The organism is Pontibacter sp. MBLB2868, assembly GCF_051904785.1.
In the GTDB taxonomy this organism is placed as follows: Bacteria; Bacteroidota; Bacteroidia; order Cytophagales; family Hymenobacteraceae; genus Pontibacter.
Genome location: NZ_CP196710.1, coordinates 3,871,703 through 3,894,235 on the forward strand (window position 1 = coordinate 3,871,703; position 22,533 = coordinate 3,894,235).

The 22,533-nt window shown below is 45.6% G+C and carries 12 protein-coding genes and 1 tRNA gene; 7 read left to right on the forward strand and 6 right to left on the reverse strand.

Annotated features, from left to right (window positions below):
* Positions 1 to 4 precede the first annotated feature (4 nt).
* Both ACSX1A_RS16495 and ACSX1A_RS16500 read right to left on the reverse strand, forming a co-directional pair.
* Positions 5 to 8,626 (reverse strand): PKD domain-containing protein, encoded by an 8,622-nt coding sequence (locus ACSX1A_RS16495; protein ID WP_439880742.1) that lies wholly within the window; start codon positions 8,624 to 8,626, stop codon positions 5 to 7.
* 460 nt (positions 8,627 to 9,086) lie between these two features.
* Positions 9,087 to 9,284: an SH3 domain-containing protein gene (locus tag ACSX1A_RS16500; RefSeq protein WP_439880743.1), complete on the reverse strand. Its 198-nt coding sequence runs from the start codon at positions 9,282 to 9,284 to the stop codon at positions 9,087 to 9,089.
* Between the two features lie 695 nt (positions 9,285 to 9,979).
* Here ACSX1A_RS16500 and ACSX1A_RS16505 point away from each other — a divergent pair.
* The 4 genes from ACSX1A_RS16505 (at position 9,980) to ACSX1A_RS16520 (ending at position 13,198) form a co-directional block, all read left to right on the forward strand.
* Positions 9,980 to 10,549, forward strand: coding sequence for a helix-turn-helix domain-containing protein (locus ACSX1A_RS16505; protein ID WP_439880744.1), 570 nt, complete (start codon positions 9,980 to 9,982; stop codon positions 10,547 to 10,549).
* 5 nt (positions 10,550 to 10,554) lie between these two features.
* Complete coding sequence (locus ACSX1A_RS16510; RefSeq protein ID WP_439880745.1) at positions 10,555 to 11,337, forward strand: hypothetical protein; 783 nt, start codon at positions 10,555 to 10,557, stop codon at positions 11,335 to 11,337.
* A gap of 93 nt (positions 11,338 to 11,430) precedes the next feature.
* Positions 11,431 to 11,604, forward strand: coding sequence for a hypothetical protein (locus ACSX1A_RS16515; protein ID WP_439880746.1), 174 nt, complete (start codon positions 11,431 to 11,433; stop codon positions 11,602 to 11,604).
* Positions 11,597 to 13,198: a recombinase family protein gene (locus ACSX1A_RS16520; RefSeq protein ID WP_439883564.1), complete on the forward strand. Its 1,602-nt coding sequence runs from the start codon at positions 11,597 to 11,599 to the stop codon at positions 13,196 to 13,198. Before ACSX1A_RS16515 ends, ACSX1A_RS16520 begins: the two co-directional genes overlap by 8 nt.
* Here the strand turns inward: ACSX1A_RS16520 and ACSX1A_RS16525 are convergent.
* A tRNA-Met gene (locus ACSX1A_RS16525) sits at positions 13,155 to 13,230 on the reverse strand. The genes ACSX1A_RS16520 and ACSX1A_RS16525 overlap by 44 nt on opposite strands.
* A gap of 96 nt (positions 13,231 to 13,326) precedes the next feature.
* Positions 13,327 to 15,096, reverse strand: coding sequence for a BamA/TamA family outer membrane protein (locus tag ACSX1A_RS16530; RefSeq protein ID WP_439880747.1), 1,770 nt, complete (start codon positions 15,094 to 15,096; stop codon positions 13,327 to 13,329).
* A 140-nt stretch (positions 15,097 to 15,236) separates the two neighbouring features.
* Here ACSX1A_RS16530 and hemW point away from each other — a divergent pair, with 140 nt between their 5' ends.
* The 3 genes from hemW to ACSX1A_RS16545 all read left to right on the forward strand — a co-directional run bounded on the left by hemW (position 15,237) and on the right by ACSX1A_RS16545 (position 17,658).
* On the forward strand, positions 15,237 to 16,361 hold the full coding sequence (gene hemW, locus ACSX1A_RS16535; RefSeq protein WP_439880748.1) for a radical SAM family heme chaperone HemW: 1,125 nt from the start codon (positions 15,237 to 15,239) through the stop codon (positions 16,359 to 16,361).
* Positions 16,362 to 16,467: 106 nt separating this feature from the next.
* Positions 16,468 to 16,881 (forward strand): hypothetical protein, encoded by a 414-nt coding sequence (locus ACSX1A_RS16540; RefSeq protein ID WP_439880749.1) that lies wholly within the window; start codon positions 16,468 to 16,470, stop codon positions 16,879 to 16,881.
* 21 nt (positions 16,882 to 16,902) lie between these two features.
* Complete coding sequence (locus tag ACSX1A_RS16545; protein WP_439880750.1) at positions 16,903 to 17,658, forward strand: cyclase family protein; 756 nt, start codon at positions 16,903 to 16,905, stop codon at positions 17,656 to 17,658.
* Positions 17,659 to 17,733: 75 nt separating this feature from the next.
* On the opposite strand, the gene metF is transcribed toward ACSX1A_RS16545, so the two are convergent.
* Both metF and metH read right to left on the reverse strand, forming a co-directional pair.
* Complete coding sequence (metF, locus tag ACSX1A_RS16550; RefSeq protein ID WP_439880751.1) at positions 17,734 to 18,687, reverse strand: methylenetetrahydrofolate reductase [NAD(P)H]; 954 nt, start codon at positions 18,685 to 18,687, stop codon at positions 17,734 to 17,736.
* Between the two features lie 108 nt (positions 18,688 to 18,795).
* Positions 18,796 to 22,503, reverse strand: coding sequence for a methionine synthase (gene metH, locus ACSX1A_RS16555; RefSeq protein WP_439880752.1), 3,708 nt, complete (start codon positions 22,501 to 22,503; stop codon positions 18,796 to 18,798).
* Between the last annotated feature and the right edge of the window lie 30 nt (positions 22,504 to 22,533).

Consider the following 22,533-nt stretch of genomic DNA (forward strand, 5'->3'; position numbering starts at 1 on the left):
GCCGTTATTTAATAAGTGTAACACTGCCAGAAACCGGCTTCTCATTCGCTATTCCCAGATCAATGATGTAAAAGTAGGCTGCCATCGGCAAGAGCTTTCCGTTATGGGTCCCGTTCCATGGCTCCTTATAGCCATTTGACTCAAAGATCAAGGCACCCCAACGGGTATAGATCTGTACACGGCAGTTTGGATAATGCTCTATGTTTCGGATCTCCCACCAGTCGTTTATGTTATCACTATTCACGGTGATAGCATTTGTCGGGTCGATGCGTGGAAGCACATTGACTGTTACCTCATCGGTATAAGCACATCCTTCCTTCGTCGTGACAGTCAGGGTATAAGTGGTGGTCTCTTGTGGAGCTGCCACAGGGAAGGCAATGCCGGGATCAGACAAGCCTGTTGCTGGTGACCATTGATAGGTTTCACCTCCTTTTCCACGGAGGCCTGTACTCTGGCCTTTTATAATGGTCACATCCTGTCCTGCATTAGCAGTAGAGGGTAATACAGTAGCCGTTACTTTCACACGTGTATCACTGGCACAGCCAAAGTTATTTACCGCCTGCACATAATAATCAGTGGTAGTCGTTAGAGCATCCGTAACATAAGTGTTCCCCTTATGCAGCAGTGTACCGTCTGTAGGTTGGTCATACCATTCCAAACTTAAGTCAGCCGCTTTGGCTGATGCCTGGAGCGTAGCCGTGGAGCCAGGACAAATTGTAGCACCCGTTACTGTTGGCGCCTCTGGTAAAGGAATTACGGTAATGGCAATGGCTGTGCTTGTGTTGTCCGCACAAGGCAAAGAAGTGATCACACGTCTGAACCAAGTCGTTTGTGTCAGCGGACCGGGCTGATAGCTGGCTGTGCTGTTTGTGCCTGGTGCCGCCGTAAAGCCTGCCGTAGCGCTGGTAGTACTCTGTTCCCACAAGTACATATATGTGCCGCTTCCGCCGGATGGGGTAGTTCCCTGAAGCAGGGCCGGTTTATCACCGTAACAAACTTGCTGTGCCGAACCAATGGTGTTGTTGGCAATTGGTGCGTTTATGGTTACTTTAACTGAGTTACTTACTATTTCAGAGCAAGGAGCTGAGTAAACCACTCGACGGAACCAGGTAGTGGTGGTTAGCACACCAGGATCGTAAGCAGCGTTTTTGTTAGCCCCTGAGGCTGGAATGTAGGTAACGTTATCTGTACTTGATTCCCATAGATAAGTATAAGTACCACTGCCACCAGCCGGTGTTGTACCCGTTAAGGCAGCTGCCGTAGTACCCGCACACAAGACCTGATCATTACTAATAATGTTACCAGTGATTTGTGGTACTACAGTGATTTGTATAGCAACAGAAACATGTACACAGCCACCTGAGTACACTGCCCTACGGAACCAGGTGGTTGTAGGAAGCTGCTCAGGAGCATAGGTAAACTCATCATTTACACCATTTGCCGGAACAAAGCCAGTATTAGGTCCTTTGGTGCTGCTCTCCCACACATACCGATATTCGCCATTGCCGCCCGTTGGCTGTGTCCCAGTAAGCGGTGCCGGTGTTACTCCTGCGCATACAGACTGTGGCGTACTGATCTTGTTGTTTGCAAGCGGTGGCGTTACTTCTATTTTCACAGCATTGCTATAGCTCGGCGGGCAAATACCCGCTGTAACCACTCGCCGGAACCATGTAGTTTGAGTAATAGCTCCCGGATCATAATTACTTCCCTTGCTTGGTCCGGAAGCCGTTACAAAACCTGTGTTAGGACCTGTTGTGCTACTTTGCCATTGATACGTATAGTTACCGTCGCCACCGGTTGGCTCCGATCCGGACAGCTCTATTGGAGTGGCTCCAAGACAGATTAGTTGATCCTCTGAAACCATGTTGTTTGCGATGGGCTGGTTTACCGTAACTTTTACTTCCCCGCTCAGGGAAATACAGTTACCTGATGTCACCACTCTTCTAAACCACGCGCTCTGTGTCAGGCTAGTCGGCTGATATACCTGCCCATTGTTTTTGCCAGGCGCCACATCATAGGTTACTCCATCCTGGCTGTACTCCCACAGGTAAGCATATACACCGTCACCACCTTTTGGCTCGGAGCCACTGAATTGCGCAGGCGTATCGCCAGAGCAAACAGTCTGGTTACCGGCTACTGTGTTTTCAGTGATAACAGGGTTGACAGTAACTTTAATGGTGTTACTTATCAATGGAGGGCATGGAGCGGATAGAACCGTGCGCCTGAACCAGGTAGTTTGAGTGAGGCTGCCCGACTGATAGTTTTCGCCGTTGTTCATTCCAGTTGCTGCCTTAAAGCCACTTGTCGCGCTCTCGGTACTAAATTCCCACAGGAAAGTATAGCTACCACTGCCACCAGCTGGTGCAGAGCCTATAAGCGTTGCCGGAGCAGAGCCAGCACAAATAATTTGGTCTTCAGAAATGGAGTTGGCCGTAATGGCTCCATTTACAGTGACTTTGACAGTTGCGCTTGTATGCTCTTCACACGGGCCTGAAATAACACGCCTTCTGAACCAGGAGGTTTGCGTTAAAGCAGTCGGCGTATAATTCTGTTCCGTACTTGCTCCAACTGCCTGTGTAAAGCCCTCCGTCGCACTCAAGGTGCTCACTTCCCAAACATAGGTATATCCACCGTTACCTCCTGTTGGAAGGCTACCAGTGAGTGTTGCGGCACTGCTTCCATGGCACACAGTCTGATCAGCGGAGATGGAGTTATTGCCTATCTTCTCGTTTACTTTTATTTCAACAGTTGCTGACTGATCAGAGCATCCTCCAGAAATAACCACGCGCCTGAACCAGGTAGTGCGGGTAAGCGGCTCTGATACATATCCAGGTTGGTTGTTCTCTCCGGATGCCGGTGTGAATATTCCGGTTGAACCATTAATGCTAGCTTCCCAACGGTATGTGTAGCTGCCGTTGCCTCCCGTTGGTATAGTTCCGCTCAACGCAACAGGTGTTGCACCAGTACAGATAGTTTGCGGTGCACTGATGCTGTTGTTGGCAATTACACCATTAATCACAATCTGTACCGGGGCAGACACATCCTCACATCCCCCGGAAGTAACCCGACGTCTGTACCAGGTCTCCTGACTTAGAACAGAAACCGGGTAGTCGCGGGATGTATTAACTCCAGCAGCCGGACCATAGGTGATGTTGTCTGTACTCTGCTCCCACTGATAAGAATAACTCCCGTTACCTCCCGTAGGCACGGAACCGATCAAGTCAGCAGGCTTTTCTCCAGTACAAACCGCCTGACTTTCAGAAATGGTGTTACCTGCTAAAAGCGGATTAACCTTTACTGTAACAGCAGTTCTGGCGCTTGCACACCCTTTCTCGTCTGTTACCTGCACATAATAAGTAGTCGTGCTATTCAGCACAGGTGTCTCGTAAGTAACTCCAGTGTGCAAGAGATTTCCGGCTACTGCTTCATCGTACCATGTATAAGTACCGCCTTCATCCTTTACTGCAAGCGTAGCAATGCTGCCCTTACAGATTTCCTTTCCAGCCACTACCGGAGCAGCTGGAAGTGGTTTCACAGTAACTTTGATAGCCGGTGATACTATATCGCAAACACCTGACTTCACCACCCTTCTAAACCAAGTTGTGCTGGTAAGAGGACCGGAAGTATAGTCTTTTGCATCTTTTAATCCTGTTGCACTAGTGAATCCTGCCGTAGCGGAAGTAGTGCTCATTTGCCAGGTATACTTATAGTTACCATCCCCACCTTCCGGAGTGGAACCAGTAAGTTGAGATGGAGCGCTGCCGTAACAGACTTCCTGCTCCTGTCCTATGGTGTTGTTGGTTAGAGAAGGATTGGCTGTGATCAGCACAATGTTACTTTCACTCTGCTGGCATACTCCTGCCTTAACAATCCGCTTAAAGTAGGTATTTTCAATTAGTGCCGGTGGTGCGTAATCTGCAGTATTATTTGTTCCCGGAGCAGCTGTAAAGGTGGTGTTATCGTTACTCCAAAGCCAGGCGTAGGCGTAGTTGCCATCGCCGCCTGTTGGGGCAGTACCTGTAAGTTTGGCTGGTATAGCACCTGCACAAATTACCTGTGCCTCACTAATAACATTACCCCCTATAGGCTGCTCCACCGTTACCGTTACAGCAGCTCTGCTCGGGCTTGAGCAGCCATTCGTAACCGCCTGCACATAGTAGGTTTTTGTGGCTGATAAAATATCAGTTTCAAAGGTTGCTCCTGTGAACACAGCCGTGCCCCCTGTGGCGTCGGCATACCACTCGTAGTTATCGGCGGAACCGATGGCAGTAAGCGTAGCGGTGGAACCGGCACATATGGTCTGCCCGTTTGCTGTAGGCGCTGTTGATAGGTCTTTTACAACAACCTGCACGGCATCCGAAATTGAAGAGCAAGCGCCAGAGGTAGCTTTTCGGCGAAACCAGGTACTCTGTGTTAGGGCACCTGGGGTATAGTCCTTTAGCTTAGACTCCCCGGCAGCATTACCAAAACCGCTTGTGGCCGAAGTTACACTACTTTCCCATTGGTAACTAAACATCCCGGTTCCGTCTCCGCCTGTTGGTGTCGAGCCAATAAGTTGTTCCGGACTACTTCCGCTGCAAACAGCCTTTATGTCTGTGTTATTGATAGTGTTACCTGCTATAGGCTCGGAAACAGTAATTTTAACAGGCTCACTAAAGCTTGCATCACACTGTCCCCCGCTCACTTTTCTTCTGAACCAAGTAGTAACATCAACAGCTCCCGGACTATAGTTCTGGGTGGTGCTGGTACCAGTTGCTGTAGCATATGTGTTGCCGTCCGTGCTGCTTTCCCACGTATAAGTGTAGGCCCCACTGCCACCTGTTGGTATTGCTCCGTTCAAAGTTGCGGCACTGGCACCCTTACAGATAGTCTGATCTGCTGATATGGTATTGTTTGCCAGAGTCTTTTCAACTGTAACTTTTACGGTGTTACTTGTTACAGAACAGTTATTGGAAGTTGCTATCCGACGGAACCAGGTAGTCTGCGACATGGTACCCGGAGTGTACTCATCCCCACTCGCAGAGGTAACAGGCTGAAATCCTGTACTGGAGCTTGTAACACTGTATTCCCAGGTATAAGTAAAGCTACCCGTACCTCCTGTGGGGGCAGGGCCGGTAAGCTTAGCCGGAGCAGTATTTTCACAGATTACCTGATCACCTGTGATGGCGTTTCCTGTGATACTTTGTGTAACCTCAATTTTAATGGCGGCACTTTTACTTTCTGTGCACTGGCCTCCTGTCACCACTCTGCGGAACCAGGTCGTTTGTGCTACCGCACCAGGACTATAATCCTTACCAGTACTTGTGCCGGAGGCTGTTCCAAAGCCTACCGCTTCTGAGGTAGTGCTGCTTTCCCAACGATAGGTGTAGCTACCGCTTCCGCCTGTTGGAGTGGAGCCGGTAAGTGTTGCCGCTGACTGACCTAAACAGAGAGATTGTGCACTAGCTATAGTGTTTTGTTCTATTGGCTGCTGTACTGTTACAGTTACTTTAGTCCTTGTTGCGCTTGTACAACCGTCTACTTCTGTTTGTACGTAGTAATCAGTTGTTACATTTAGTACTGGCGTGGTAAATGTATTGGTGTTCTCAGCTACTTTATTGTTACTAGTAGCACCATCATACCAGGTATAGTTACCACCAGGTGCTGTTGCCGTTAGGGTTGCTGTTCCTCCTTTGCAGATGGTCTGCCCTGCCACAGTAGGCGCTACAGGAGCAGTCTTAACGCTTATCTCTACAGCTGTAGATTTAGAAGTACAACCGCCTGAGATAACTTCCCTTTGATACCAAGTTTTTACAGAAACTGCACCAGGATTTAAATTTTGAGCTGTCTCATTAGGGATTACAGTAAAACCACTTGTTGAATTTGTAGTACTCTTATACCACTTGTAACTGTAGGCCCCGTTACCTCCTTTTGGGCTTTCGCCTGTAATTGTAGCCCCATTGGCTCCGGCACAAATACTTTGATTAGCACTTAGGGTGTTATCAGCAATTGGCTGGTTAACTTGTACCTTTATTGTAGACCGAGTAGTACTGATACAGCCGGTTGTATTGATAGCTTCTAAGTAATAAGTTGCGTCAGTTGTTAATGTTGGAGTGGTAAAGCTCTGCCCTGTTTTTAAAGCTGTACCCCCCGTAGAAACGTCATACCACTTGTAAGTAACTCCAGAGACAACAGGTGCATTGAGTGTAGCAGTTGAACCTGAGCAGATTTCTGCACCTGCTACTGTAGGTGCTACTGGGCTGGCTTGAACAGTAATAGTAACATCATTACTATTACTCTCTCCACAAACTCCTGACTTTACCACCCTTCTAAAGGTGGTAGTTTGAGTTAATACCCCAGGAGCATAATCTTTTTCATTTGCTGTTCCACTAGCAGTTACATAGGCTCCATTACTACTTTTAATTTGCCAGGTATAAGCAAAACTACCATTACCACCTGCTGGAGTTGATCCTGTTAAAACTGGTGCTTCTGTATTAACGCATATGGTCTTAGCAGATCCAATAGAGTTACTTGTTACAGGTTGGTCTACTGTTACTGTAACAGCTGTTCGTGTAGCGCTTGGGCAGCCTGCGGCATTTGTGGCTTCTACATAATAGGTAACAGTAGTACTAACATTGCTTACATTGTAGGTATCTCCAGTATAAAGAGCTATACCCCCGGTTTCAGATGAATACCATCTATAAGTTGGTCCACTGCCAGTTGCTTTCAAAGAAGTAGAAGCGCCCTTACATACTGTAACTGAAGTAACAGTTGGTGCAGCTGCGGGATCGCTTATTGTTATAGTTTGTGTAGCTGCAGTAGAAGCACCACATTCATTAGTTGCTTTAACAGTAACTGTGTAGCTACCTGCTTTGGGGAAATTAATTTCTGGGTATTGAGATGCGCTAGTTGTACCTCCTGTAAATGCAGCTTCGCCAGTTACTGTCCAGGTATAGGCTGTTATAGTCCCGTTATTAACGGTATACATAGGCTTATGGAATGTACTGGCAGCATCAAACTTTATTGTTTGTGGGCCACAGTAAGATTTAGCACTAGGTAACGTGACAGCAGGTACATCTTTTACCGTTATTTCTTTTGTGGCCGTGCTAGATCCACAAGAGTTCTTTGCTACTAAACTTATGGTATATTTCCCTACTTGCGTAAAGTTAAATACCGGATTTGCGCTTGTAAGCGTGCCACTTGTTAATGAATAACCTGAAGTAGGACTTACAGACCAGGTATAAGTTAAACCTTCTCCCGTTGAAGTATTTATCGGAGTAACTGTTAAGCTTTTACAGCCTTCACCACTTGCTGGATTGACTGAGAAGGAAGCTTGTGGAGGCTCATTTATAGTTACAGTTTGCTCAAATAAAGTAGAACCACATGCATTCTCTGATTTTAGGCTAACCATATAAGTTCCTGCCTTCGTGAATACATGGGATTGGTTGCTCTTATCAAATACCTTCTTTTTAGCACTCCCATCACCAAAGTCCCAGGTATAGGTTGATGACTTACTACAATCAAAATTAGACCCTTCAACCGTGGTATTCTCGAAATTAATGGTTGTATTAACGCACAAAATGGTGGTAGTAACTTCAAACTTTGCTTGTGGGTTTGAATATACTTTGATACCACCAACGGCGGCAGGCGTTTCTCCACAAGCATTCTTTGCAGTGATTGTAAAGATATAAGCATCTGCAGGAAACGTTGGAGGACTTCCTGGTGATCCACAAGAAGACTTTGTATAAACGTGTGTTACACTTGGTGGCGCAGGATGGTTGAAGGTTTGTTTCGGTGAACCATCCCCAAAATCAATTGTATATACAGTTGATGGGTGGTTATCTGCAACATTAGTAATAGGGAAAGTAATTGTTAAAGGGCCACAACCAGTAGTATTTCCTGAACTTGTCGCAGAGACAGCTGGATTTGTGATGTTATAGACTGATATTTCTTTACTTACAACACAGTCATTTTTACCCTTAATTGTATATTTCAGCTTATAAATTCCAACAGGATAACTATGAGCTAAATCTATTGGGGCCACATTTGATTGATACGGCGCTGTACCATCCCCCCAATCTATCGTGTACTCTTTCGCATCTGGTGATGCTGAGTTATCATCAACAACCAAGTTAAAGGTTTGACCAGTACAGTTCCTGAAGTTTTGAACATTTCTCAAATCAATTGCAGGAACTTCCTTTACCTTAACTGACTTAGTGATGACATGCGAGCACCCTTTATCTGTTGTTACAGTTAAAGAAACGTTGAACGTTTTTGTCCCAGATCCCTTCGCAGTAAAAACATGAGTAGGTGATTGAACAGTACTTTTAGTGCTCCCATCTCCAAAGTCCCAGCTATAGGAAAGCCCAGTGCCTGAAGAGGCGTTTGTAAACTTTATCGTTGTACCAGAACAATCATTGTCATTTGTGAAGGTAAAATCTGCGACAGGGTTTGGATAAACAGTAATGGTAATGTCTACTTCATCTGACTTTACATTGTTCTCCTTACATTCATAGGCATTATCTACTATTACTGCGTATTTCCCGCTTTCTTTAACAGTAAGCGAACTATTTTTCTGGCCAGTTATCTCTACATTGTCTTTATACCAAGTGTAAGTATAACCTGCACCTGTTACACTGGCTTTCAACGTCACACTACCTCCAGGACAAAAAGAAGTCGAACCAACGACTTCTATAGCAGGCTTACAAACTGGATCTGCTGCAAGAACACTAAAAGAAAAGTTTCTATACTCTTTTGTCAGTGCTAGTACGGAAAAGAGAGACAGTAGGAAAAGCGTAGTGGTGAGAACAATTCTGTGTTTCTGTAAACGTATACCCATAAATGGCCCTTTTGCTAAGTTTGTTTTCTAAAAAATCACACCAGAACATGAAAGGACGCTTTTCCAGCAGGTCTTCTCCTCGTATGTCCGGTGTTAGAAATTGAGCACAAAAATAACTATATATAGTTAACTTTATATACAGTCATAGCAAAACAACTCAAAAAGAGTACAAAAAATTTATCCCTTAGTCCTGTACAGGCGCTGCATATCTTTTTAGCGTTTTTAACTAAAAAAGGAAGAGCTATTCTACTATCAGATGTATAACTACCTATTGAATAGCTGACAAATATTTCTTGCTTACATACCCCTCCTTAAGCACCACAACACCGTTCACAATGGCCATGAACTCTATTCGTACCCAGGAAGAAGACAAACTGGAGGCAACTTTTACTGTTTGACCTTTGGCGACCCTCTCTATAACAGCATAATCAGATCCGGGACCGCTTCTTACGTTTAGCTGGTCCACAATAACCACATAGCTTCTGTATGTAGAGATTGAGCTGCTTGAATATGCTGTATTAGTTGCTGATGTAGAGTAAGAATTACTCTGTGAAGAACTTCCCCCTCCACACACTCCACATGAACCGCCACTGTTACAGTGGTTGCAGTAGTTACAACTTGAGCACGCTGTGCAGTTTACTTTGCCCGTACACCTTCCCCTATGCCCTTCTCCAATACCCGCCCTGGAAATATTGAAGGCAACTACAACTATTATGAGGCAAATGACTGTTTTAATGCGAGAGGTCATTTTATTAAAATGCTAACTTAAACATAGACTTAGAAGCCTCACAAAGCTAAGAAATACAGAGTTATCTTAATATTTTATTATGTTAATATTTGCTGAGACACTGTCCTGTCTTTCACAACTTTAAAAGAAACAGGGAAACGCATGTTTTATTTATTATCTAAAGTTCTCCTGCCTTACTTCTTGACGCAATTGTGCCTGAAGGTTTTACCATCACAATTATTAATGCTGTTGCATAGCCACATTTGTTCCAATACTTATCAAAGCTTCAAGTCTATTGTAGTATTGCAATAACCATTACTCATTATTAAAAGGAGAGGCGTAACGACATATTTGCAACTAATGCAATAAAGTTTATTAAATTTTATTTTTAACATAATTTGCATGTAATAAAAAGTTGCATACCTTTGAAACCAATGAAAGACATTAACAGCAAAATCAAATCAATTAGACTCCTCAAAAAGCTTAAACAAGAGGATGTAGCACAAGCTCTAGGCATGAGCAAGGCGAACTACAGCAGAATAGAAAAGGGAGACGTAAATCTTTCTCCAGAAAAGCTCGAGGCCTTGCAGAGTGTTTTCGACATGAGCAGCGAAGAAATTTTCAATCATGAGACAGCAGAAGAAAGATTAGGGCTATCCAATCATGGTGTTCTGGAGGAAGTTGTAAAGCAGCAAGCCGCTCAGATTGAGAGGATGCAATTGAACACTGAACGATTCTTAGAGGCATTGATTAAACACCAACAAAAGCCTTCAAGTGATACTTTAGCGGTGAATGACACGAATGTGGCTGATGCCATCGCATCAGTGTTTGCCATTGATGGCGTGGACTACCTTTTGAACAAGGAGAACTTAAGAGAAGACTACCCCTTGCTGGATGCTTACAAAGATTTTAGAACCAGCACTCTCGCTTATGGCATTAGTTTATTCATAGATGCTCTTACCAAGGAAACGACTAAAGCTTTAGGACTAAACAAGAAAAAATAAACCTAATGAAAGACATGCACTCAAGCCCTTCATACTTTTTCCCAAAGAATAATGTCAGAGAGTACTTAAAAAGAACTTCTCTTACTTTGGCTAGCATAGGGGTTGATCCGGACTTTTATAAACTACTACAGAAAAACAAGATAGTGTCTTCCAAAGAAACTTTAACCATCTCAGACGCTGCCTGGCTGTACATCATAGCTCATCTGTTATTAACAAGCTATCCAGTCAAAGACATCCCCAAACTTAAAGGCCTTCTCTTCGCAAAGCTTTACAGAATGAATGACTCCTCTCAGATGGATGATATTAACTGGAAAGGCGCTCCATACTTTATTGATGAGATCCTTCACTACATTATCACAAATCATGAGGACATTCTTATCAATTTGTATTCAGAAGGCAGTATAGAATTTGTGTGCACCAATACTGATCTCACAACAGCTAAGCCTAAGAACGAACACATTATTAGAACATTCTCATTTCATCAAATTTTAACAGAAATCCCTTCGCTTAGAAATGTACCAGCGCTTAAATCAAACCAAACAGTAATAAGCAAAGCAGAGGCTGAGCTCCTGAACTTTCTCAGATCCTCTGACTGGACAAACTGCAAATTAAGCAAAGACAAAATTCACTGGCAGCTGGAGGCAACCATTAATAAAACCATGCCTAAAGCAGAGGCAACCAGCTTAGTCGCTCGAATTAACAAGAACTTGGAAGTAAAAATCAAAGGTATTGACCAGTTGAACCAAGTATCTTGCTCAATCACTAGAAAAGAAAGAGTGCTTCTGTAGCACCCTTTGACCAAGTCTGACAACTTCAGATTTGCATATTTCGATTAGGCAAACAGATAGAGAACCTATCCCGCTGCCACACCTAGTAATTAATTGAAAAAATCAAATCAAAAAGAAAAACAACATGAACCATTAACAATCGACTGGTTACGCACCTACCCAGGATACGAAAACATCTCCGACGTCGAGGCAGAAAACACCATCCTGACATTGAGAACGCTTGCGCAAGCAGCAGTTAGAACACTTAAGGAAAAGCAACATGAATAATCTAGAGCAGTTCAAGCGCTTTACTAAAAACAAGGCTACAAACACCACAGATAGTGATAACAATTATGCCGTTATCTATACCAGGGTCTCTACCAAAGAACAGGCAGAGAACAACCAAAGCCTTACTGTCCAAAAGAAAGTGTGCGAGGAGTTCGCCAAAAGCAAAAGCTTCCGCATCGTAGAATATTTTGGAGGAACCCATGAGAGTGCTAAAAATGATGAAAGAGCCCAGTTTCAACAAATGCTAAAGTATGCCCGAAGTAAAAAGGTTGCCAACATCATTATATACTCAATTGATAGATTCTCAAGATCTGGCCCTGAAGCTGTAAAGATCATGGAGGACCTTAGGAAGGTTGGCATTTATGTATGGCCAGTGATGCAGCAAATAGACCCAAAATCAAACAGTGGAGCCTTACACCAACTTTTTCTTCTCGGCTTCAGCCATTTTGATAACCAGGAGCGAAGAGACAAAACAATGGCGGGCACTAAGGAGCGCCTGGAGCAAGGGTATTGGGTAACCAAAGCACCTCTCGGGTTTAGCCATACAAGGAAGAATGGAGAACAACATATTGTCGTCAATGACACAGGCCGTCTTATTCAAAAAGCTTTTCTCATGAAAGCCAATGAGGGACTAAGCAATGTTCAAATAGTAGAGAGGTTACGGAAGCTGGGACTAAAGATTTACAAGCAAAAGTTATCTGAAATTTTCAGCAACGTTTTTTACTGTGGCCTCATTTCGCATCAAATGCTGGGAGATAAGATTGTACAGGGGAAGCAGGAAACACTCATTTCTCAGGACATCTTTCTCAAGGTAAATTCGCTCCAGTCCAAGAACAACAGCGGCTATAAGCACAAGCAAACCGATGAGGCCCTGCCCTTAAAGCGTTTTGTCAAATGCGCCAAGTGCGGCACCACCATGACTGGCTATGAGGTCAAGAGCAAAGGCAAACACTATTATAAATGCAACAAGAAAGGGTGTGGCAGCAACAAAAGCGCCAATCACATGCATGCAAAATTTTACCAGCTCTTGAGCAGCTTTGAGATCGAAGACAGGGCTGTTGCACCTTTACGCGATTCAATAAAAAAATTACTAAAAAGTGTCTCAGAGCAACAGCAGGAGGAGCGAAAAGACTTTAAAAAGGCAATCAAGGAGCTTGAGCAGAAAATTGAAAATGCTCAGGAAAGACTTTTTAACGGCAGCATACCTCCTGAGGTTTACAACAAGTTTATTCGCAAGTATGAGCAGGAGTTAGAGGAAATAAAGGCTGAATCCTCCAAAGAGGCTTTAGAATTATCGAACTTGGAAAAATCCATTGACCTAGCCCTTTCTATTTCCGTAAACATCTCTGAATCATGGGTTTTAGGAGATTTCCACACCAAGCAATTGTTACAAAAGATGCTGTTTGAGGAGGGGATAGCTTATAATACAGAAAAAGACGACTATCGAACCGACAGAACCAATCCAGTTTTCACTTTAATTCACACTATGTCAAGCATTTACAGCGCTAAAAACAAAAGACCGACCAGCAAAAAAGCTAATCGGTCCTATTTGGTAGCGGGGACAAGACTCGAACTTGTGACCTTTGGGTTATGAGCCCAACGAGCTACCAACTGCTCCACCCCGCACTGTAATACTCTCTAAGAGTATGATGCAAAAGTATACTTTTGTTTTATACCATGCAAGCTATATTTACTATAAAGCGCAAAAAAAGTTACTTATGCCTAAAACTTACTGGTTATACCAAAGTGTATCTTTGAATACTTAAAAGATAGGGGCTGCTGCTCTGATTTACCCAAAGAATAGACCAACTGAAAAATACCGACCCCGGTGCTGAAGCTGATACCACCTCCGATGCCAAAAGGGAAATCCTGGACCAACGTGCTTTCCAGATCGCTACGGTAGTATCCCTGATCATAAAACAAAAGCACAAAAGAATCCTGCGCTGTAAAGAGGCGGTACTCCAGCGTGCCCACAGCGTATGAGGACGCATAAAAGAAATAATCGTCGAAGCCGCGCAATGTGTTCAAGCCACCAAGGCGGTACATATCATTCAGAAAGATCTGGTTGTTGAGCAGCGCTTCTCCGCGTACACGCGTTAGCAGGGCACTGCTTTTACCTACCCTCAGAAAATTCTCCAGGCGCAGTCCCAGGCTTAGTTGGGTTGTTTTGATATCCAAAGTATCATAAAAACTCTTCTCTAAATCTGCATTGCGCAGCAACTTTTTGTTTCCTGCAGCAAGTTGCAGCTCGACCAGCCTGCCACGTTTGGGAAAGTAGAAGTCGTCCAGGTTATTCCAGAGGTAGGTAAAGCCATATGTATTTGTGCGGGCATCAGCCAGGTCCAGTTGCTGCAGGCTCTGTGTGCTGGCCGAGGAAAGTACGCGGGAATTACGCCATTCCGTAAAAACACTTACCCTGCCATACTTTAAAGTATGATAAGCCAGTTGCAAACGAGGCTGTATGGTAATAAAGGAGGAGTCCTGCTTCAGGAGACTAAATTTGGCCCCAACCTCAAAAGGAGTTCCAAACAGGTTAGGGTGGAGGTACTCGCCGTTAAGTATAACGGAGCCTTTATTTACCCGCCGCCACTGTAGCCCCAGCTGCTTACCGGTACCCTGTATGTTTCGGATGTTCAGGTTTGCCTCCCCTGTAATCAGCAGTTTGTCCTTGCGTGCAGGATCTGGTAAAAACCCCACTACACCATCTATCTGGTTAGCCTGCCGGTCTTCCAGGAAGTAGTATACTTTAGCTTTATCCCTGGCAAAACGCACCTGTGGCGATCGTGTAGACCTGATGTATGGCAGCTGCGTGAGCATGCGTTGCGAAGCATTTATCTGGTCCTGGTTATATATCTGCCCCGGCAACAACTGCAGGTAGTGCATCAGGAACTTCGGCTGCGTCTTTGTATCACCTACTATCGCCAGCGAATCATAGGTAACTACAAAGGCTTTTTCTACCATTAAGGCCGCTGTTACTTTGTTTTCTTTTACCTGAATGGAATCCAGCCACACGGATGCAAACGGATACCCGTTGCGCTCGGCATAAGCCAGGATGCGTTGTTGCAGTTTAACATACTCTGACGGCTTAAAGGGCACATTATGGTAAAACTTTTCCCTGAACCCTGATTCAATAAGGATGCCTTCACTTAGGTTGCCATTTCTTAACTGAGCCCATTCAAACTGCTGACCTGTATTTAGTTTCACGTGGAGCGTGTCGCGGTGCAAGTATAAGCTATCTGCTGATGCCAGTAAAAAAGCATCCTGCTGCAGTTTATACACGAGTTGCAAAGCTTCCTTTGCCGCCGCTGCAGAGTCCGGAAATGCAGTGCGGTAGCTATATCCTTTTAGCAGCTGTTGACTGTAAGGCTCCCGGGCGTCCACTTGTAGTATGACCTTATTCTGGACCTCCGGTACCTGCCGCGCCTGTGCCTGTGCAGCCACTAGTAAGAGCCACAACAGAAAGCAAAAGGATAAGGCAGCTATTTTGTACATTTGTGGGATGAACTGTTAATGGGCTAAATTGTTAAGAGGTTGAGAGGCTGCAAATAGAAGCAACAGCGTTTGCACATATGTTTAAACCGATGAACAAGTTAACTATTCAACCTTTAACAAAATAACTATCAGCAATTAAATTGGCCGGAATATACCTTCATATCCCTTTTTGCAAGCAGGCTTGTCACTACTGCGACTTCCACTTTAGCACCTCCATGGGGCTAAAGGAACAAACTGTGCATGCCATAGTACGCGAACTGGAACTCCGGCAGCACTACTTGCAGGGGCAGCCTGTACATAGTATTTATTTTGGAGGAGGAACCCCTTCATTGCTAAACCAGGACGAACTGCAGCTGCTTTTAGCAACAACTAAGCGACTATTTAAAGTTTCTGATGATGCAGAGATCACCTTGGAGGCAAACCCGGATGACCTGACACCAGATAAGCTACAAATGCTAAGAACAGCCGGCATAAACAGGTTGAGCATTGGGCTCCAGTCTTTCCATGAGCCGCACCTGCAGCTCATGAACCGCGCACATAACGCTACAGAGAGCCTGCAGTGTGTAAAAGATGCACAGCAGGCTGGGTTTGATAATATAACCGTTGACCTGATTTACGGCATACCAGCGCCCGACCACAGCACATGGCAACAAGACCTGAGTACCCTCTTTTCGTTGGGGGTGCAGCACGTTTCCTGCTATGCCCTTACCATTGAACCTGATACTGCTTTAGGTCGCTGGAGCAAAAAAGGGAAGTTTATCCCCGCAGAAGATGAATTTACAGCACAGCAGTTTGAGATGTTACTGGAGCAAATGCGGCAACATGGCTTTGTGCAGTACGAAATATCCAACTTCTGCCAGCCCGGGTATGAATCCCGGCATAACAGTAATTACTGGCGTGGCGTATATTACCTCGGCGTGGGGCCAAGCGCGCACTCTTTTAACGGTTCTTCGCGTCAGTACAATGTGTCCCATAACAAGAAGTATGTAGATGCCGTTCAGGAGGGCATTGTTCCTTTTGAGAAAGAGGAGCTTACCCTGGCAGACCAGGCGAATGACTATCTGCTTACCAGCCTGCGCACTACCTGGGGTTGTGATCTAAAAAGGATGCGCGAGGAACATGACTATGATCTTACACTGGTGCACAAACCGTACCTTCTGCAGTTAAGTGAAAAGGGGTTGGCTAAGATACTGGATGATACGCTTTACCTAACAGACAAAGGCAAATTATTAGCTGACCAGATCACACTGGATCTGTTAAAATAGAGGCTTCGTTAATGAAGTTCTGAAATTTGCTTTAAGTCTTTATATTTACACAACCCATGTCTCTCATAAAACAGAATTGCTGTTTATAATCACTTTGTAATTCCGAATGCTAAAGCTAGAAACTATTTATACCTCTGAATTCTTTAAAATTGAAGTAGATACTGCCAAGGCTCTGGCTAAAACGGAGTGGTTACGGCATGTAACTGATGAAGAGTTAAAAGAGGGGGCAATGCAATTAAAGCAAGTCCTGATTAATCATGAGATAGAAATGGTGCTGGCAAATGCAAAAAAGTTAAGCGCGCTTAAAACTGAATCAAAAGAATGGCTTGCTACTTTTTATTATAACACCTTATCACAGACTCCTGTTAAGAAATTAGCACGCATATTACCTGCAAACCTTTTTCATCATATAGCCTTAGAATCTGTTATGACAAGAGCAGAAGCTATGGTTCACTTAAATTACTCCTTCAAGAATTTTGCAGAAGAAGAGGAGGCTTTAAACTGGCTGTTGACTTCGTAAAAATTAATTTAGCACGCCTGTATGACATCAGCTTCTATCACTTACAACAACAGAACTTATACTTTTAACCCGCTCGAACCACTCGACATCTCCATGCCGCTGCACGACCAGCCCCTGCAACCGGAATGCTTCTGGGCTGAGCCTGCTGAGTTTGAGACAATAAGGGTAGGTGATTTTGTTGGAAGTGTAGCAGAAGGGGGATCAACCAATTATAAGCGGATTCATGTAACACCGCATGGCAACGGCACCCATACCGAGTGCTACGGCCATATAGCCGCTGATCCAAACGCCACCATTCATAATTGCCTGAAGCGCTTCCTTTTTGTTGCGCAGCTTATAACCGTACAACCGCAGGGGCTTGAAAACGGAGATGAGATAGTGGTGCTGGAAGACGTGCAGCGGCATTTAACGGGCATGGTACCTGAGGCAGTCGTTATCCGTACATTACCAAACCCGGACCACAAGCTTACAAGGCACTACTCCGGAACAAATCCTCCTTACCTGGACCACCGCATCGGTGCTTTCCTGGCAGACCATGATGTGGAACACCTCCTGCTCGACCTGCCTTCCGTTGACCGGGAATCGGATGAAGGTAAGTTACTGTGCCATCACGCTTTCTGGCAGTATCCTTACAATACCCGCTACGGCTCAACTATTACGGAACTCCTCTTTGTGCCAAACCATATTTCGGATGGGCTTTACCTGCTCAATATCCAAATCACAAGCCTGCAGCTGGATGCCAGCCCCAGCAAGCCTGTCCTGTATCGCTTACACTAAAATTTAGGCTGGAGCTAATGCCCCAGCCTTCGGTTAGTTAGGTTTAGTAGTAGTGTAAGTGTAGGAAGTAATTCTTTAAAATAGCGCCTGCGCCACTTTTCGTACCGATTCAGATTTTCCCATTGAGTAATAGTGCAGGCAGGGCACGCCAAATGCCATTAGCTCTTTAGACTGCTGTATGGCCCACTCTACGCCAACCTGGGCAGCCGCTTTGTTATCAGCACAGTCTTCTACAGCTTCTGCCAGTTCGCAGGGGATTTCTATATGAAAAAAACTTGGCAGAACAGTAAGTTGGGATTTAGTAGTAAGTGGCTTTATGCCCGGAATAATAGGCACGGTTATACCTTCTTCCCGGCAGCGATGTACAAAGTCGAAGTATTTTTGGTTGTCAAAGAACATCTGGGTAACAATGTATTCAGCACCCAGATCGATCTTCTTCTTAAGCCAACGCAAATCGGATTTCATGTTCGGCGACTCAAAATGCTTTTCCGGGTAGCCCGCCACGCCTACACAAAAATCTGTGCCGTTATTAAATGCCTGCTCATCGTCCAGGTAACAACCATTGTTCATGCGCACTACCTGCTCAATTAACTCTGAGGCATAGTTGTGGCCGCCTGGCTCCGGCATGAACCGCTGCTCGCTCTTCACACAATCGCCGCGCAATACAAGCACATTATCAATTCCTAAAAAGTGCAGGTCTATCAGTGCGTTTTCCGTTTCCTCTTTGCTAAAGCCGCCACAGATCAGGTGCGGCACCGTGTCTACTTTATAGTGGTTTTGTATGGCCGCACAAATCCCCACTGTGCCAGGGCGTTTGCGCGTAGTGCGTTTTTCAAGCAAACCATTCTCACGCTGCTTATAAATGTATTCTTCCCTATGGTAGGTAACATCTACAAAAGGAGGCTTAAACTCCATCAGCGGATCAATGTGGTTAAACAGACTCTTCAGGTTTTCTCCTTTTAAAGGCGGCAATACCTCCAGGGTAAACAAGGTCTTGTCGCTGTTCTTGAAATGCTCTGTTACTTTCAAATTTATATATTGATTAAGTGCTTCAACTATCCAGATGTTGGTTTTATTGCCGGGTCCAACTACCCTTTTTGTAAGCCTGTCAGCCTTTTGGTAAGTATAGTGCGGTAATTAAACTGCCTGCTGCGTTACCGGTTTTGGCTCGTAATTCAGGTTCGGAGACAGCCAGCGCTCCAGCCCTTCTTTTGGCATATTCTTGCGCTGTGCAATATCAGCCACCTGGTCTTCACCAATCTTGCCCAAACCAAAATAGCGCGACTCAGGGTGCGAAAAGTATAAGCCGCTTACTGAGGCCGCCGGGTACATCGCCAGGTTTTCGGTAAGTATAACCCCTGACGTTCTTTCTGCATCAAGCAGGTTAAACAGCGTAACCTTTTCGGTGTGGTCCGGGCAACCCGGATAACCCGGTGCCGGTCGAATCCCTCTGTACTGCTCCTTTATCAGACCTTCATTGTCCAGTTGCTCTTCCGGTGCATATCCCCAGAGCTCACGGCGCACCTTCTGGTGCATCAGTTCTGCAAATGCTTCGGCCAGACGATCTGCCAGCGCTTTTACCATAATGGATTTATAGTCATCGTGCTCGGCTTCATATTGCTCCAGCAGCTTCTCGATGCCAAATCCAGCCGACACGACAAAGCCTCCTATGTAGTCTGGCAGGTCTGTGTCTTTAGGGGCTATAAAATCAGAGAAGGCCAGGTTAGGCACATTGCCCCCCTTCTTCCCCTGCTGCCTCAGCGTATGAAACTCAGTGACAACGTTTTCACGTGCATCATCAGCGTATACTTCAATGGTGTCATCAGCCTCTACGTTGGCAGGGTAAAACCCAACGACGGCACGCGCTTCCAGCAACTGCTTTTCCACAATATCTTTCAACATTTCCTGCGCATCAGCAAACAGTTTGGTTGCTTCTGCACCCAGCTCAGGGTCGTTAAGAATTTTCGGGTACTGCCGCTTCAGCTCCCAGGTATGGAAGAACGGTGTCCAGTCGATGAAAGGAATGATCTCAGAGAGCGGATAGTTCATAAATGTTTTGTTGCCGATAAAGCTTGGTTTTGTTGGCTGTGTAGTTTGCCAGTCTACTTTAAACTTGTTCGTACGAGCATCTTTTATACTTACAAAAGCACGGTCTTTGGTTCGGTTATGGTGATCTTCGCGCAGCTTCTCATACTCTGCTTTTATCTCAGCTATGTAGCTTTCTTTGTTACTGCCAAGCAAGCTGCTCACTACCGTTACACTACGTGAAGCATCATGCACGTGCACAACCGGCCCACTGTATTGCGGCGCTATTTTTACAGCCGTATGAACCCGCGAAGTAGTAGCCCCACCTATCAGCAACGGAATTTTCATGCCTCGTCGCTCCATCTCCTGCGCCACATACACCATTTCATCCAAAGATGGCGTGATCAAACCACTTAAGCCGATAATATTTACCTGCTGCTTTTGGGCTTCCGTCAGAATCGTATCCAGGTGCACCATCACGCCCAGGTCTATTACCTCATAATTATTGCAAGCCAACACAACACCCACAATATTCTTCCCGATATCGTGTACATCACCCTTTACAGTAGCCATCAGTATTTTACCTTGCGAAGAAGAGGAGGAGCCGGCCTTCTCCGCCTCCATGTACGGCAGCAGGTAAGCTACAGACTTTTTCATGACACGGGCACTTTTCACCACCTGCGGCAGGAACATCTTACCTGCCCCAAACAGATCTCCGACAACAGACATCCCTGCCATCAGCGGACCCTCGATCACATCAAGGGTTTTGGCAGCTTTCTGACGGGCTTCCTCAGTATCCTCTTCAATGTACTCTACAATACCTTTTACCAGCGCATGTTTTAAACGCTCTTCCACAGGGGCCTCGCGCCAGGCACTGTCAGCTGCTGTAGCTGTTTTACCTTTTCCTCTGATCGTTTCAGCGTAGGCCACCAGTTTCTCGGTAGCTTCAGGATGACGGTTAAAGATGACGTCTTCAATAAGATCACGGAGTTCTTCCGGAACTTCTTCATAAATGCCAAGCATGCCTGCGTTCACAATTCCCATGTCCATACCAGCCTGGATCGCATGATACAGGAAAACGGTGTGCATGGCCTCACGTACGGCATCGTTACCCCGGAAGGAGAAAGACAGGTTACTTACACCGCCGCTTACCTGTGCGTGCGGCAGGTTGGCTTTTATCCACTTTACCGCCTCAATGTAATCAACGGCATAGTTATTATGCTCTTCTATACCTGTGGCAATAGCCAGTATGTTCGGGTCAAAAATGATATCCTGGGGCGGGAAGCCAACCTCATCAACCAGTATGCGGTAAGAGCGCTCGCAGATCTCAATGCGACGCGGCAGCGTATCTGCCTGCCCCTGCTCATCAAAAGCCATTACTACCACAGCGGCTCCATACTGCCGCACCTTGCGGGCCAGTTTCCTGAAAGCATCTTCGCCTTCTTTTAAGCTGATGGAGTTAACAATGCTTTTTCCTTGTACACACTTCAATCCAGCTTCGATCACGCTCCATTTAGAGGAGTCGATCATAATTGGCAACCTGGAAATGTCCGGTTCGGAAGCTATCAGGTTAAGAAAGTTCGTCATGGCCTGCTCCGAATCGAGCATCCCTTCATCCATATTCACATCAATGATCTGCGCCCCGCCTTCTACCTGCTGCTGCGCTACCGATAGGGCTTCTTCAAATTCTCCATTCACGATCAGGCGCGAGAATTTTTTAGAACCTGTCACGTTGGTTCGTTCGCCAATATTTACAAATAGTGTTTCAGGGGTGATGGTGAGGGGTTCGAGGCCGCTGTAACGTGGGAGAGGGGGAACCGGGGAGGGAATGTGCGGCTTATACTTTTGAACAAGATCGGAGATAACTCTGGTGTGCATAGGCGTAGTGCCACAACAACCACCAAGAATGTTTACCAGGCCTTCCTTCAGGTACTCCTCCACGATACCCCCCATCTGCTCGGCTGTTTCGTCATAGCCGCCAAAGGCATTGGGCAAACCGGCATTTGGGTAGGCGCTGATGTAACAGTCAGAGATACGCGCCAACTCCTGTATATGGGTTTTTAGTTGGCGGGCACCCAGTGCACAGTTAAAGCCAACACTTAAGATGTTTGCATGCGCGATAGAGTTCCAGAAGGCTTCCACTGTTTGGCCGGACAGGGTACGGCCACTGGCATCGGTAATAGTACCGGATACCATGATCGGAAGCTCTTTACCACCATCCTGCACGTACTGCTGTATGGCAAACAGGGCGGCTTTACAGTTCAGGGTGTCGAATACTGTCTCTACCAGCAGCAGATCGGCACCACCATCAACTAAACCACGCACCTGCTCATAGTATGCCTCTACCAGCTGGTCAAAGGTAACGGCGCGGTATCCGGGGTTATTTACGTCCGGAGAGAGGGAAGCGGTCCGGTTTGTCGGGCCAATGGCACCTGCCACAAAGCGGGGTCTGCCAGCCACTTTTGCCTCTATTTCATCTGCTGCCTCACGCGCTATTTTTGCTGATTCGTAATTCAGTTCATACACCAGGTCTTCCAGGTGATAATCGGCCATGGCTATACTGGTGCCGCTGAAAGTATTTGTTTCTACAATATCAGCTCCGGCCTCTAAATACTCGGCATGTATGGATTTAATGATATCGGGGCGGGTAATTGAAAGCAGGTCATTGTTACCTTTCAAATCACCTGGATGATCATTAAAACGTTCGCCCCTGAAATCTTCTTCTGTTAGCTTGTAACGCTGAATCATGGTGCCCATAGCGCCGTCAAGCACTAGGATGCGTTCTTTCAGCAGTTGATGAATAGGATGGTTGTGCTTCATGTCCGGTGTCTTTCTTCTCGTAAGTCTTCT

Bases quoted from the DNA above. Each gene is read 5' to 3' on its own strand.
- ACSX1A_RS16505 (WP_439880744.1), top strand. From the start codon at position 9,980: ATGAAAGACATTAACAGCAAAATCAAATCAATTAGACTCCTCAAAAAG.
- ACSX1A_RS16510 (WP_439880745.1), top strand. From the start codon at position 10,555: ATGAAAGACATGCACTCAAGCCCTTCATACTTTTTCCCAAAGAATAAT.
- ACSX1A_RS16520 (WP_439883564.1), top strand. From the start codon at position 11,597: ATGAATAATCTAGAGCAGTTCAAGCGCTTTACTAAAAACAAGGCTACA.
- ACSX1A_RS16530 (WP_439880747.1), bottom strand. From the start codon at position 15,096: ATGTACAAAATAGCTGCCTTATCCTTTTGCTTTCTGTTGTGGCTCTTA.
- ACSX1A_RS16540 (WP_439880749.1), top strand. From the start codon at position 16,468: ATGCTAAAGCTAGAAACTATTTATACCTCTGAATTCTTTAAAATTGAA.
- ACSX1A_RS16545 (WP_439880750.1), top strand. From the start codon at position 16,903: ATGACATCAGCTTCTATCACTTACAACAACAGAACTTATACTTTTAAC.
- metH (WP_439880752.1), bottom strand. From the start codon at position 22,503: ATGAAGCACAACCATCCTATTCATCAACTGCTGAAAGAACGCATCCTA.